General features: G+C 45.0%; 11 protein-coding genes. 2 read left to right on the top strand and 9 right to left on the bottom strand.

Annotation, left to right across the window (positions count from 1 at the left end; genetic code table 11):
• From aroK to pilM, 6 genes are all read right to left on the bottom strand, one after another.
• On the bottom strand, nt 1-516 hold the full coding sequence (aroK, locus tag GPUN_RS13075) for a shikimate kinase AroK (protein ID WP_006007608.1): 516 nt from the start codon (nt 514-516) through the stop codon (nt 1-3).
• Between the two features lie 256 nt (nt 517-772).
• Nucleotides 773-2,371 carry a type IV pilus secretin PilQ gene (locus GPUN_RS13070; RefSeq protein WP_238528991.1) on the bottom strand — a complete coding sequence of 533 codons (1,599 nt, stop codon included), beginning with the start codon at nt 2,369-2,371 and terminating at the stop codon, nt 773-775.
• A 217-nt stretch (nt 2,372-2,588) separates the two neighbouring features.
• A complete protein-coding gene (locus GPUN_RS13065; protein WP_006007603.1) occupies nt 2,589-3,128 on the bottom strand; it encodes a pilus assembly protein PilP in 540 nt (179 codons plus the stop codon).
• Between the two features lies 1 nt (nt 3,129).
• Complete coding sequence (locus GPUN_RS13060) at nt 3,130-3,726, bottom strand: type IV pilus inner membrane component PilO (RefSeq protein ID WP_006007601.1); 597 nt, start codon at nt 3,724-3,726, stop codon at nt 3,130-3,132.
• Between the two features lie 5 nt (nt 3,727-3,731).
• Nucleotides 3,732-4,316, bottom strand: coding sequence for a PilN domain-containing protein (locus GPUN_RS13055; protein WP_006007599.1), 585 nt, complete (start codon nt 4,314-4,316; stop codon nt 3,732-3,734).
• A complete protein-coding gene (pilM, locus tag GPUN_RS13050; protein ID WP_006007597.1) occupies nt 4,304-5,374 on the bottom strand; it encodes a type IV pilus assembly protein PilM in 1,071 nt (356 codons plus the stop codon). The genes GPUN_RS13055 and pilM overlap by 13 nt, the downstream gene beginning before the upstream one ends.
• A gap of 138 nt (nt 5,375-5,512) precedes the next feature.
• Between pilM and GPUN_RS13045 the strand changes: the two genes are divergently transcribed.
• Together GPUN_RS13045 and GPUN_RS13040 are read left to right on the top strand one after the other, a co-directional pair.
• Nucleotides 5,513-8,239: a penicillin-binding protein 1A gene (locus GPUN_RS13045; protein WP_040521155.1), complete on the top strand. Its 2,727-nt coding sequence runs from the start codon at nt 5,513-5,515 to the stop codon at nt 8,237-8,239.
• A 26-nt stretch (nt 8,240-8,265) separates the two neighbouring features.
• The gene (locus GPUN_RS13040) at nt 8,266-9,960 is read left to right on the top strand and encodes an NAD-dependent malic enzyme (protein ID WP_006007593.1); all 1,695 of its coding nucleotides are present in this window, start codon (nt 8,266-8,268) and stop codon (nt 9,958-9,960) included.
• Nucleotides 9,961-10,066: 106 nt separating this feature from the next.
• On the opposite strand, the gene argA is transcribed toward GPUN_RS13040, so the two are convergent.
• From argA to GPUN_RS13025, 3 genes are all read right to left on the bottom strand, one after another.
• Nucleotides 10,067-11,374 (bottom strand): amino-acid N-acetyltransferase, encoded by a 1,308-nt coding sequence (gene argA, locus GPUN_RS13035; RefSeq protein ID WP_006007590.1) that lies wholly within the window; start codon nt 11,372-11,374, stop codon nt 10,067-10,069.
• Nucleotides 11,375-11,440: 66 nt separating this feature from the next.
• Nucleotides 11,441-12,844 carry an argininosuccinate lyase gene (gene argH, locus GPUN_RS13030; RefSeq protein WP_006007588.1) on the bottom strand — a complete coding sequence of 468 codons (1,404 nt, stop codon included), beginning with the start codon at nt 12,842-12,844 and terminating at the stop codon, nt 11,441-11,443.
• A 12-nt stretch (nt 12,845-12,856) separates the two neighbouring features.
• Entirely contained in the window at nt 12,857-14,086 is a 1,230-nt protein-coding gene (locus GPUN_RS13025) for an argininosuccinate synthase (RefSeq protein WP_006007586.1), read from the bottom strand.
• Nucleotides 14,087-14,093 lie beyond the last annotated feature (7 nt).

Below are 14,093 nucleotides of genomic sequence, written 5' to 3'. Positions count from 1 at the left end.
TTATAGGCCTATTTTACTAATAATTTGGTTAGCAACCGCGCGTGCGCTTTGTTCGTCAGTTTCAATCACGTAGTCGGCTACTTCTTCATATAAAGGGTTACGTTCTTCACCTAAGGCTATTAGTACTGCTTCTGGGTCGTCGTTTTGTAGCAGTGGTCTGCGCTTATCGCGCTGTGTGCGAGCAACCTGTTTATCAATAGTTGTTTGTAAATACACCACTATGCCACGTGCTGATAAGCGATTACGCACGGCTTTTGAAACAATTGAGCCGCCGCCCGTCGCCAACACTATACCTTGTTTGTCGGTTAGGTCGTGAATAATAGTCTCTTCGCGTTTGCGAAAACCGTCTTCACCCTCTAAATCAAAGATCCAAGCAATGTCAGCGCCGGTTCTGCGCTCTATTTCTTGGTCTGAATCGAAAAATTCTAAATGAAGTTCATCGGCTAGATGTCGGCCAATAGTGCTTTTCCCAGCGCCCATTGGGCCCACAAGGAATACGTTACGTTTCTCTGCCATATCTGTTTAAATCATATCTTTTAAAAAGTGGTGTTGGCTGGAAGTAGTGTTTTAGCCAACAATTACCATAACAGGCAGTGTCTGTTATGAGCGCGTTAATCCTCGCGTTAAGATCGAGACACGCGATTATCTCAATTATCATGGTGTATTTGCAAGCCTTGTCTGCAAATACATTTTTTATACACTAAGAATGACGCTATTTGCGTCATTCTTAGTGTTCACTTACCCTACCAAAAAACAATATACAGTACTTATATTACATATCGGTGGTAATTATTTTGGGCGTCACGAATATTAATAGTTCGCGCTTTTCTTCTCGCTGTCCAGTTGTTTTAAAAAGTCTTCCTATAAAAGGTAAGTCACCTAATAGGGGAACTTTAGACACGTCACGCGTACTAATTTGTTGGAAAATTCCGCCCAGCACAATGGTCTCACCATTTTCAACCAACACTTGTGTACTGATCTCTTGAGTATCAATGGCAACCGCGGGTCCTGTAGAGGTTGACACAGTATCGCCGCGTGTATCTTGGGTCACGACAAGATTTAAAATAATACGGTTGTCGGGCGTAATATGCGGTGTTACCCGTAAGCTTAACACTGCCTTTTTGAATTCTACCGACGTTGCCCCACTTGACGTGGACTGCACAAAGGGAATTTCAGTACCCTGTTCAATGTACGCCTCTTGCTGATTCGCCACGGTAATACGGGGGCTGGCAATAATTTCACCTTTGTTCTCAGATTCTAAGGCGCTGAGTTCTAAGTCAAGTATATTGCCGTCAAGTAGGCTTGCAATTTGAACGCCGATTCTACCTGCAGCATTGGCAACGGGCAAGTTTACATTTAAGCGGTCTGTTATATTTTCAGGAACCGCATCACTATTGGCTATGTCTGAACCAAGTAATGAGCCAGACGTAGCGCCTTCGCTGGTGTTGCTGGTAAAGCCCCAGCGCACGCCTAACTCCCCGCCAGCGTTGTCTCGTACCGTTACCATGCGCGATTCAATCAATACTTGTTTGACCGGAATATCCAGTGCTTCAACGGTTTTACGCGCTTCATCAATAGAGGCCTGGGTATCGCGAAGCAGCAGCGTATTGGTTCTTTCATCCACGCTAACAGTGCCTCTGTCAGATAAAATACCGCCGTCGGGCGACTTTAAAATAGTCGCCAACTCACCTGCTCGGGCGTAGTTAATGGCAATATTAGCCGCGCTTAGTTCAGCCAGATTTTGAACCTGTTGTTTAGATTTAAGCGCTTGGGCTTCTTGTGCGGCTAGTTCGGCAGTAGGCGCAACCAAAAGAATATTGCCTTCTAAACGCTTGCCTAAACCGCGGATCTTAAGGATCATATCTAGTGCCTGATCCCATGGCACTTTCGACAAGCTGATGGTAACGTTGCCGCTTACAGTGTCGGTAGCGACTAGGTTGAAGCCGTTCACTTGCGCAATTATTTGTAATAATTGGCGCACAGGCACGTCTTGAAAGTCTAAGCTTATAGGCTTACCCGAATAAATTACGCCCTGGGCTTGTGCAACATCTTCTTGTGACAGTGGCACTAGTGAAAATTGGACTTGCGTAGCGCTCGTATTTTTACTCACTTTAACGCTGCCGGTGTAATTTATTTCTAACCTTGAGTGCTTTTTATCTTGAAAGGTTTCAATGAAGGTAACCGCGGTACCAAATTGAGCCACATCTATTTTCACAAACTGGTCGTCGTTAAGCTGTGTATTTTCAAAGCTTACACTAACTTTTCCTTGCGCTTCGATATATGACACGGTTGGTGTCGCTCCGTTAAAATCAACCACAATATTTGCGTTGTCGCCGCTGCGCGTGAAGTCTATGTTTTTTAACTGATGCATTTTAAGTGCTAGCGCGCTTGCCTGAGGATTGATTAAATCGATACTGTTTATTTGCATACCCGATTTATCTTGTGGCATTGATGCGCCCACACCCGCAATTTGGTCTAAATTCCTGTCTTGCGACAGTACAGTAAAACTGGTTAAACAGCTCAAAAGAGTACCCGCGACACAGCAAAGTGCTTTGTGTGTGTTTAATTTATGGCCAGAGGTATACTTCTCAGACATTATTGTTTCCCCCTACCATTGACGGTTTTGTCAACGTGGTTTGTTTGCTTTTCCAGCATCCAGCACCATCTGGCAGCATTTCTTGAATTAAAATCTCGATGTCGTGAATGCTTGATACACGGCCATTAAATAAACCAATATAGTTGCCCCGAGTTACTTTATGCAGACTGCCGTCGAAGGCTTTAATGAGGGCATATTGACGACCATTATTGGTGAACACGCCAGCCATTTCTAAGCTGTCTATTCCATAGCTTTCGAGTGCTTGTTTGCGTCTGTCGTTATTAGGCTGTTGGCAATTTGGCCTATCTTCGACACTTTGAACAACTTGCTCGGTTCTTGAGCGTAAAAACGGACTTCTGTGATCGCTTGCTGTGTAGCTTACATTTGGCAGTGGTGCAAACTCCGGATACGGCTCTATACTCACTTTTGTATTTGCCCGCACACTTTCGGTATACGCAATTAAGTCGTCAATATTAGCGCCACAGCCGCTGAGCAGGGCGCTTGCGCTAAGGCTAATCAATAATCTTTTCATATTATTCTTGCCCCGTTGTTTCAGCGCGATAGGTTTTCGCCTGCATAGACAGGCTTAAGCCGTCTTGTTTGTTCAAAATTTCAAAATCGTGCAGGGTAACAATTCTGGGTAGATTTGCGACGTTTGAAGCAAACTGACCGAATTGATGGTAGCCACCCGACACTTCAATTTGAATGGGCAGTTCGGTATAAAATTCTTTTGGTATTTCTTGCTGCCAATTTATTAATTTAAACGACAGACCGGCGTCGGTTCCTACAAAGGTAACATCGTCTAATAAGCCCGGTGTTTCGTTGCTTGTAGGCAAAGACTTCAACATACAAGAGAAATCATCTTCTATGCGTGTAAGCAGTTCTTCATACGCTGACAAATTAACCGCTATTCGAAACTTCGCCTCAAAGCTTAGGCGCAGTTCGTTTTCTGCGCTTTTAGCGGTGTCAAACTCAGGCAATTTATTTGAAATAATAGCGAAGTGGCATATTGCGCTGACAATAAGCGCACAGATCACTCCCACCACTAATTTGATTTCTTTAGGCCATATAGCAACTTGCTCAAAGTCGAGGTCGTTTATTTCTTTTAATTTATTAACATCAAATTGCATAAACGTTATTCCTCTTGTGCATCGAGCTGTTCAATTTCAACAGGACCATATTTAGGCGATATAGAAAATGTAAGGTCAAAATCACTCACCGCGTTAAGGCCCGTTTTATCTGCTACGATTGAAGATATTTCGGCGTCTACAAATACTTCAGACAAATCTAAGGCACGCATAAAGCTTGAAAGCCTGTTATTTGAGTCACTCATGCCAGTTATCTTAATTTGCTTGTCAGAGCGTGACATAGTGTCAAAGGCCACTCCAGCGGGCATTATCTTGGCAAGCTCATCAAATATAATGGGCGTTAAATTCTTGCTTATTTGTAGCTGCTCTATTAGCGCCATGCGAAGACCAATTTCTTCTTTTGCATTGCTAATTTCTCTGATTCGGCTTATCTGCCTGTCGAGTACCTCAATTTGCTGGCTTAAATAGTTGTTTCTTGAATTCTGGTTACGCACCTGCTGGTCAATAATTTGACCAATTACCCAAAACAGCGCAAAGACTGCCACCGATACACCCACAAGTGAGCCTATATAGTGTTTCTTGTGGGTTTGACGAAGCGCTTCCCGCCAAGGCAGTAAATTTATCTTTGCCATGATTCAAGTTTCCTTGTGGCAAGACCAAGCGCGATGGTCATTTGAGGGGCAATACTAAGCAGCTTCTCAGCGTTTATGTTGCTACTTATTTCCATGCCTGAAAAGGGATTAAAAGGTAGCACTTGAATTGATAGTTCTTTGTCAAGCTCTTCACATACATTAGGCAGGTTGGTAACGCCGCCACACAGGTAAATTTTAGTAGGGGGCGGTTTGTGTGTTGCTGACGTATACATTTGTATGGCTCGCTGTATTTGCTGCTGCAAGCTTGCATAGAAGCTTGGCAGTGTTTCAGCAAGCCAATCTTCAGGAGCGGTGCTATTGTGAATTCGTAGCTCAACTTCTTGCATTTCAAGGTCGTAAATGAGCGAAAGGTCTTGGTTTAGTTTGTTTAAGCCATAAGCGTGCTCTTTGGTGTATATAACGTGCTTATTTTGCACAACGCTTAACTGCAGAAGCGACGCTCCCACATTTACACAACAGACTACTTCATCTGGTGCAATGGGATCTTGAATGTACTGCATGAAAGCCTCGCCTAAGGCGTTTGACTCAAGGTCTATAATTTTAGGTTCGAACAGGTTTTCTCTCACCACGGTCATGCGCGTGTCGACTAAATCGCGGTGTGCAACGCTGAGTAAAACCTCTATTTTGCCATCTTGGGATTCACTTGCGCGTAATTCTTCAAAGTCTACATAAACTTCTGAAAGCGGATAAGGAATGAGGCTGTCAGCTTCTAACTCTATTTGACTTTCTAATTCAAAATCGCTTTGATTAGCTTCCATGAAAACAAGTTTGCTGAGCACAGACGAACCCGCAACGGCAAGGGCACAATGTTTGTCGCGCTCAGCCAAAACAAGTTTCACCTTTTTGAGTGCTTTGCTTATCGCGTCAAAATCTTTTATTTCGCGCTCAGCAAAGGCCTTGCCCATAATGGGTTCACAAGCATAAGACAACACTTTGGTTGAAGATGAGGAAACATCTAGGCTAAGCGCCTTTATATATTTGGTTCCTATATCTAAACCGATAATTGTTTTAGCTTTTTTGGAAAAAAGCGACTTCATATCATGGTAGCCTAATGTGGATTGCAGTATCATATGTACAAATAATACTGAGAATTAATCTATGATATGCATCAGTTAACGACACATACGTATAATTTTTTCGTGTTTTTCACCAATTATTTGAGATAAATATCACTTGTGAAGTATTTAAAAATCTTTTTCATCATTTGTCTGTCAGCAGTCTTACTCGGCATAGGAACTGTTGCCGGCCTTTATGTCTATTATAAAGATGAGCTTCCAAGCGTTGAGCTGATGCGTGACGTTGAACTGCAAACACCTATGCGAATTTATACCAAAGATGGGAAGTTAATCTCGCAGTATGGTGTGAAAAGAAGAATACCGGTTTCTTTAGATGAAGTCCCCGAGACCTTGGTACAGGCCATTATTGCGACCGAAGACAGCCGTTTTTACGAACACATTGGCGTTGACCCAATTGGGGTTATGCGGGCTGTTTTAAATTTAGTGGTAACGGGAGAAAAAGGCCAAGGCGCATCTACGTTAACCATGCAGTTAGCGAGAGGGTTTTTCGGCCTAACCCGTAAAAAAGAATACTCTCGAAAGGTAAAAGAAGTGTTTATTGCGCTGAAGATGGAGCAAGAACTCAGTAAAGATGAAATACTCGGGCTTTACTTAAATAAGGTTGAGCTTGGGCATCGAGCGTTTGGCGTTGGCGCGGCTGCGCAGGTTTACTATGGTAAACCGCTTAGCGAACTCAATTTAGCGCAAATTGCGACTATCGCAGGTTTACCCCAGCGTCCGTCTGCCTCAAACCCTATCAGTAATCCTGCGTTGTCAAAGCAACGCCGCCGCATAGTACTGCTGCGCATGCTCGATGAAAAGTATATTACAAGAGCACAGTTTGACGAGGCTGCATCTGCACCTGTTACCGGGAAAAGACACGGTGCCGAGCTAGACATGAGCGCGCCTTATTTAGCCGACGTAGTCTACAATGAAATGATTGCTATTTACGGTAAAGAAATTGCTGAAACAAGTGGCTTTCGAGTATTTACCACGGCTACCTCCGTTCATCAAGCAGCGGCTGAAAAAGCCGTTATTAGAAATTTGCACGACTACGATGAACGCCATGGTTATCGAGGACCTATAGCGCAAATCTGGAAGCCGCTCAGTGCAAATGTATTAGCACAAGAAGGCTTGTCATTGCCTTTATCGAAAATAGACGCTGAGAAAATAACCCTTAAGTATGGACCCTTTGAAAGGCCACAGCAGTCTACGCTTGAAGCAATACTGCATGATACACCAGTAATAGGCGCTTTGATCCCTGCGCTTGTGCTTAAGACGCAAGCGCAAAGTATTGAAGTACTCACCCTAGATTATGGCGAATTTACTATTACTTGGGATGGACTCGATTGGGCGAGAGCCTACATTAATGATGAAAAGCAAGGGCCAGATCCCAAATTAGGCAGTGACATTGTTAATCAAGGCATGCTTATATACGTGCGCCAGCGACCTCATGACAATGTTTGGCAACTGTCTCAATTGCCCTTGGTAGAGGGTGCGTTTGTGGCCGTGAACCCTTTTAATGGCGGAGTTGATGCGCTGGTAGGAGGCTTCAGTTTTTTTCAAAGTCAGTTTAATCGTGCTACTCAAGCAAAGCGTCAAATAGGCTCAACCGTTAAACCATTTATTTACGCCGCGGCACTCGACAATGGCTATACCGTTGCCAGTGTCATGAACGATGCACCTATCAACCAGTGGGATGCGTCTTCAGGTGTTGCTTGGCGGCCACAAAACTCACCTCCCTTATACGATGGGCCCATTCGTATGCGCGTTGCTTTAGGCAAGTCTAAAAACGTTGTGTCGGTAAGACTACTAAGGGGGGTAGGACTAAGCGCTACTCGAGATTATCTGACGAAGTTTGGTTTTGAACGTTCAGAAATTCCGCTGGATGAAACCATGTCGCTTGGTTCTGGCGCGCATACCCCGCTTGAACTTGCCACCGGTATAGCCATAATTGCTAACGGCGGCTTTGCTATTCGCCCCTACTTTATTGATCGTATAGAAAATGGTGCTGGTGATATTATGTGGCAGGCTGAACCTGTGTATGCGTGCGACCCCTGCGATGCTTACAACCTTGACGGTAGTCTAAAACCGCCAGCGCAGTTGGCAAAAGAGCAATCTGCGCTGCAAAGGCAAAGAGACGCTTATATAGAGGCTCGCCTGGCGGCGCAGTTTAATAACAGTGGTAGCCCTAATTCTACCGTTATTACCAAAAAGGAAAGGCGCATAATGCAGTCAGCGCCTCAGGTAATCCCCCCTCAAACGGCGTTTTTGGTCGCCCAAATGATGCGCACAGCAGTGCGCGGTAATGGCCGCAATGACACTTACTGGCTAGGCACCGGGTGGCGAGCGACCAATATATTACGGCGCGATGATATTGGCGGTAAAACCGGCACCACCAACGATTCACGCGACACTTGGTTTGCAGGTTTTGCGGGTGACTTGGTGGCGACTTCTTGGGTCGGCTTTGATGATAACGTGCGCCAGTTGGGCAGAACGTCGCGTAATCAAAATTTAATCAATAAAAATCCAGAACGCTTTAACTATATCGGAAATGCCGTTATTGGCGGCGAAAGCGGAGCGAAAACAGCTCAGCCGGCGTGGATAATGTTTATGGAGAATGCGCTTAGCGCTACGCCCGAGGTGATCAATCCGATACCTGTGGATATTGTAAGAGTGAGAATAGACAGAAAAAGTGGTTTATTAACACGTAAAACTGATTCATCATCTACTTTTGAATATTTTAAAAAAGGCACGCAGCCAACTACTTTTGTAAATCAAGACTCGTTCGACTTGCCTATTGAAGCAGGCAAAAAGCAAGAACCAGTATTTGATGACTTATTTTAAATTAACCATTAATCGCTAAGGCCAACATGTCTGCAAACGATATACAACGCTATTTATATACGCATTATGCGGGTTCAGCATTGCTGGAAACGCCCTTATTGAACAAGGGCAGCGCGTTTACGGAACGCGAGCGTAAGTCATTTAATATTTTGGGCTTAGTGCCGCCGCGCTACGAGTCTATTGACGAGCAGGTTGAACGCGCTTACATGCAGTATAGAAGTTTTGTAAGCCCTCTACACAAGCATATATACTTGCGTGCTATTCAAGATAACAACGAAACACTCTTTTATAAATTATTACAAAAACACATAGAAGAGATGATGCCTATTATTTATACCCCTACGGTAGGAGAAGCGTGTGAACGTTTTTCTGACATTTACCGTTCTTCACGTGGCTTATTCATTAGCTATGACGAACGCCATTTAATGGGCGACATTTTACGTAATGCCACTAAGCGCAAAGTGAAGGTTATTGTAGTAACCGACGGCGAACGTATTTTGGGCTTAGGTGACCAAGGTATCGGTGGTATGGGCATTCCTATTGGAAAGCTTTCACTGTATACAGCCTGTGGCGGCATAAGTCCTGCGTATACCTTGCCGGTTATGCTAGACGTTGGCACAAATAATCAAAAATTATTAGATGATCCCATGTATATGGGCGCTAGGCATCCGCGTATTGAGCAAGGTCAATATAACGAATTTTTAGACATGTTCATTAAAGAAGTCAGCGCCAGATGGCCTGAAGCGATGATCCAGTTTGAAGATTTTGCGCAGCCAAATGCCATGCCCTTACTGCAAAAGTATCGCGACAAGGTGTGTTGTTTTAATGATGATATTCAAGGCACTGCGGCAGTCACCTTAGGCACCATATTAGCGGCATGTCGCGCACGCGGCGATTTACTATCTCGTATGAAAGTGGCTTTTGTGGGGGCGGGTTCAGCCGGCTGTGGTATTGCCGAGATGCTGGTTCAGCAAATGATATTTGAAGGTTTAGATGAAGCCCAAGCGCGTGCTCGCGTGTTTATGATTGACCGTTTTGGTCTATTAACCGAAGGAATGGAAGACTTACGTGATTTTCAGCTAAAGTTGGCGCAGCCTCTTAGTAACCTAGCGCAGTGGACTTACAGTGGTGAATACGCATCATTATTAGACGTTGTAAACTGCGCTAAGCCCGATATTTTGATTGGTGTGTCAGGCCAGCCTGGTTTGTTTACTGAGCAAGTTATTACCACCATGGCAGAGCACTGCGATACCCCCATCATTTTCCCATTAAGCAACCCTTCTAGGCAAGTTGAAGCGCGTCCAGAGCAAGTGATACAATGGACTAAAGGTAAGGTGGTTATTGCGACTGGCTCGCCCTTTGATCCAGTGGTGTATGAAGACAAGGTGTTTCCTATCGCGCAGTGTAACAACAGCTATATTTTCCCGGGCATTGGACTTGGCGTAATTGCGTCAAAAGCAAGTCGTATAAGTGATGAAATGATCATGGCGGCCAGTAACGCCCTAGCATTAGAGTCGCCCTTAGCTAAAGGTGAGTCAGCTGATTTACTACCGCGCCTAACCAAAATAAGTGGTCTATCAAGAAAGATAGCCTATGCAGTGGCCAAAGTGGCGATGGAGCAAGGATATGCATCAGCACTTGATGATGAAGCCTTAGAGCAGCGTATAAGAAGTAATGTATGGAAAGCCCAATATAGACCCTACAAGCGTGTGAGCTTGTAGGCTTATAGCGCAGCGCTTGAAGGCTTATAGCGTAGCGCTTATTGAAATTAAAAAGTAAAGCGTAAGAAACATACGTACAATATGGATATTAGGCGTGAGCTCATTTTTACAGGGGCAATACAAAGACTTTAGATTTGCGCGTGAAATTATAAATATCTTTTTTGGAGCGGGGCAAATCTTCAATGCTCTGCTCGACAAAGCCTTGCTCTAAAAACCAGTGGCTTGTTACGGTAGTAAGCACAAAAAGTTGCGTTAAGTTCAAATCAAGCGCTTTATCTTTAAGCGCCTGCATAAGCCTTTCGCCTCTATGCTTTCCTCTGTAGTCTCTGTGGATTGCCACGCAGGCCACTTCTGCCATGCGCTCTTCTTGAAATATATAGAGGGCCGCGCAGGCGATTGTCATGCCATCGCGCTCAATCACAGTGAATCTTTCAATCTCGTTTTCGAGCTTTTCGCGAGAGCGTGTTAATAGCACCCCGCTTTCTTCTAAAGGCTTGATTAGGTTTAAAATACCGCCCACGTCGTCTACAATAGCGGTGCGCAGTTGCTCATAGTGAGTTTGCATCACTAACGAGCCGTGGCCATCGCGGGTAAATAGTTCTTTTAATAATGCGCCGTCATTGTGATAACTGACGCAGTGTGCGCGGTCAATCCCCGCTGCGACGGTGTCTATCATAGCGCTTAAACAAGTACTTTCCGCCTGAATTTCCTTGTTTTCAATTAAGGGTTTTAAGCTGTCTAACTCGATGGTTCTAATAAGTTTCTGAAGCTGAAAAATACCGTCAAATTCTGATAGGGTAATGAGCTTGTCGGCTTTTAAAGAAATCGCGGCCTGGGTGGCAACATCTTCATGCGAAAGGTTAAACACCTCCCCTGTGGGTGAATAGCCCATTGGCGAGAGTAAAACAATAGAGCCAATATTGAGCTGATCTTGAATGCCGCTAACGTCAATCCGGCGTACAGAGCCGGTGTTTTCAAAATCAATACCGTTTACTACCCCTAAAGGTTTAGCAATCACTAAATTGCCAGAACACACCCTAATGCGTGCGCCATGCATGGGTGAATTTGGCAGCCCAAGGGTTAGCAGAGCTTCTATTTGGCTGCGTAAAGACCCTGCTGCGTCTTTGACGCACTCAAGCGTGGCTTTGTTGGTTATTCTCAGGCCATCTACAAACTGTGACTGTATAGAGCGAAAGGCTAGGCGCTCGTCAATTTGCGGCCGTGCGCCGTGTACAATAATAATGCGTATGCCCAAGCTGTGTAATAGCGCGATGTCTTGAATAAGGCGATCAAAATTTTCGCTTAGCACGGCCTCGCCGCCAAACATGATCACAAATACTTTGCCGCGATGTGCGTTCATGTAAGGTGCCGAGTTTCTAAACAGACGCACGCTGTCTTGGTGAGATAGACTCATTTAGTCGCTACCTTTATTGCTATTGTTAATGAGCCGTAAAATAAACAAAGTGCCAAAAATTTTACGTTAACCATCATGTTTGCACTGCGCTTTTAACATGACCCAATTTTCTAATTCAACATAAAGTGCCCGCATCACCGTTTTTTTGCTAGTGCCGCCTAGCTGGTCACGTTTATCTAAAACCGCATCTAGTGCAAGCCACGGGTATACGTCTTCTTTTATATCTTTATGCATTACCTGTAAATCATCGATGCTCATTTCTTCAAGCGCTACGCCTTTTGCAATTGCGGCTACTACGGCTTTGCCCGCAATGTCATGGGCGGTTCTAAAAGGAATGTTTTTAGCGACTAAATAATCAGCCAGTTCGGTGGCGTTTGCATAGCCCTGCTGGGCCGCTTTGCGGCCAGCCTCTTCATTTAGCGCCATACCGTTTAACACCTCTACGCCAATACATAGGCAAATATGCCACTGATTAACGGTGTCTATGGCGCCTTCTTTATCTTCTTGCATGTCTTTGTTGTAGGCCAAGGGCAGGCCTTTCATGGTGACTAATAGCGCTTGGAGGTGGCCAAATACCCGCCCGCATTTTCCACGCATAAGCTCAAGTGCATCAGGGTTCTTCTTTTGCGGCATAAGCGAGGAACCAGAGGTGACATTATCAGACAGCTGCAAGAACCCAGCTTCGCCTGAGTTATAGAAGATTAAATCTTCGGCCATTCTCGACAGGTGCATCATACTGGTGCTGGCCACAAATAAAAGCTCAAGCACAAAATCACGATCTGAAACAGCGTCTAAGCTATTCAAACATGGGCTTGAAAAGCCTAAACTTTCGGCTATCTGATAGCGGTCTACCGCAAAAGTGGTGCCCGCTAATGCGCCGCTGCCAAGTGGGCACTGATTCATTCTTTGGCTTAAATCATCAATTCTGCTTATGTCGCGCTTTAGCATTTCAACGTAGGCTAAGCACCAGTGCGCAAAATATATGGGCTGGGCGCGCTGCAGATGAGTATACCCGGGTATAACCGTTGTTTGATGTCTATTGGCGCACTGTAGTAATGCGCCAAGTAAGTTGACGCAGTCTTGTTTAAGCGATGCTAAGTGATTTTTTACCCACAGTCTGAAGTCGGTAGCTACCTGATCGTTTCGGCTGCGCCCGGTGTGTAATTTACGGCCTAAATCCTGAAGCTTATCGGTTAGATAAGCTTCAACAAAGCTGTGAATGTCTTCTTCGTTTGAAGCCGCAAAATCAATTTTCCCATCCTGTGCTAGCACTTGTAAATCGCTTAAAACAGTCTCAATTTGAGATTGTTCATCTGCGCTTAATACGCCCGCTTGCTTGAGTGCACGCGACCACACAATTGATCCAAATATGTCTTCAACGGCCATAACATGGTCAAAGGGTAATGAATCGTTTACCTGTTTGAACATGTCGCTGCTGCCTGCCTGAAAGCGTCCACCCCATAAAGCCATAGCGGTATTCCTTTATTTTTGTTTGTTCATGTGACTAATGCGGCTAGATAAACTAAACAGTCTAATAAAGCCTTCTGCGTGAGACTGGTCATATACGTCGTCGGCGCCAAAGGTGGCGAAGTCTTCACTGTATAAGCTGTTGGGCGACTGGCGCTGCACCACCGTGGCATTGCCTTTATAAAGTTTAATTACAACTTCACCGCTGACAAGCTGAGCAAAACTGTTAGCCGCTGCTAACAATGAATCGTTTATGGCGGTGAAGTAACGACCGTCGTACATTACATGGGCGTATTCTAAACCGATTTGCTCACGAAATTTAAACGCAGATTTGTCGAGCACTAAACACTCAAGTGCCTTATACGCTTTCATCATAATAGTGCCGCCGGGTGTTTCATAGCAGCCGCGAGACTTCATGCCAACTAAGCGGTTTTCAACAATATCGATACGGCCAACGCCGTGGGCAGCGCCAATGCGGTTAAGTGCAACTAGCACATTGTAGGGTGATAAAGCTTTGCCGTTTACGTGGGTTAAGCCGCCTTTATCAAACACGACACTGACCAGTTCTGGTGTATTTGGCGCATCTTCAGGATCGACTGTCATGGTCCACACTTCTTTAGAAGGCGCATTCCACGGATTTTCTAACTCGCCACCTTCGTGAGAAATATGCCATGCGTTGGCGTCGCGGCTATAAATTTTGGTTGCTGAGGAGCTTGTTTTCACGTTTCTGCTGGCAAGGTAGTCAAGTAAGTCTTCGCGCGAAACCATATCCCATTCGCGCCATGGGGCAATTACCGGCAGGTCGGGGGCGAGGGCGGCAAATGCGCCTTCAAACCTGACTTGATCATTACCCTTGCCAGTGCAGCCATGGCTTAATGCGTCGGCGCCCACCTTACGTGCTATATCAACTTGTGCTTGAGCGATGATTGGGCGAGCCATAGAGGTGCCTAGTAAGTAATCGTCTTCGTATACCGCGCCGGTGGTAATAGTGGGGTAAATAAAGTCTTTTACAAACTGTTCTTTTAAATCAACAATATGGCATTCGCTGGCGCCTGAGGCGATGGCTTTTTCTTCCAAACCTTCTAACTCATCTGCGCCTTGACCTACATCGGCGGCAAAAGCAATGACTTCACAGCCATAATTATCTTTTAACCATGGCACAATGGCGCTGGTGTCTAATCCGCCTGAATAGGCTAGTACGACTTTTTTCACATCTAACTTGGGTTTGTTTGCTGTATTTCTCACAATGACC

The sequence above is a fragment of the Glaciecola punicea ACAM 611 genome, assembly GCF_000252165.1.
GTDB classification, from domain to species: Bacteria; Pseudomonadota; Gammaproteobacteria; order Enterobacterales; family Alteromonadaceae; genus Glaciecola; species Glaciecola punicea.
Note: the sequence above shows the minus strand (reverse complement) of the source record. Positions and strands in the feature narration are given on the sequence as shown.